This window comes from Mesorhizobium sp. M0772, from assembly GCF_040320135.1.
GTDB lineage: Bacteria > Pseudomonadota > Alphaproteobacteria > Rhizobiales > Rhizobiaceae > Mesorhizobium.
In genome coordinates, this window is the sequence record NZ_JAMYPB010000129.1 from 1 (window position 1) to 574 (window position 574).

The 574-nt window shown below is 56.6% G+C and carries 1 pseudogene; it reads right to left on the reverse strand.

Annotated features, from left to right (window positions below):
- Window positions 1-234 precede the first annotated feature (234 nt).
- A pseudogene (locus NKI06_RS30880) lies at window positions 235-574 on the reverse strand (transposase); the annotation flags it as partial.

Consider the following 574-nt stretch of genomic DNA (forward strand, 5'->3'; position numbering starts at 1 on the left):
ATCGGCCACCTCGTATCAACCATCCAACCCAATGAATGCAGAAACTACTTCGCAAACGCTGGATACGCTTCTGTCAAAATCTGAAACGCTCTAGGAGCAACTGAGCGAGTAGGCATCATCCTCTTGTGCAATCCGCCCGGCGACTCATGGAGATCTTTGCATGTCAGTCGGCCATCCGCATGCTCTAGGGTTGTGTGCGTCAAGTTCTGCAAAATGGGGCGGCCATGATGCTGGTCATGCGGCTTGGCGCAGAGCGAGCTTTTTGTGCTCGCGCAGGTCGTCCATGTTGATGTATCGGTTGGCCTTCATCTAGTTTTCATTGATCTCGACGGCCAAGGGCCCTGACCAGGCGCAGGCAGCTTTCGGTATTGGGGAAGATGCGCACGACATAGGTGCGCCGGCGGATTTCCTCGTTGAGCCGCTCCAGCATGTTGGTGGACTTGAGGTGCTTGTGATGCTGACGCGGCAGCCGGAAGAAAGTCAGGGTTTGTTCGATGGCATCCTCGGCCCAGCCTGTCAGGCGCGGATAGCGTGCCGACCATTTGGCAAGCCATGCGGCAAGATCAGCCCTGGC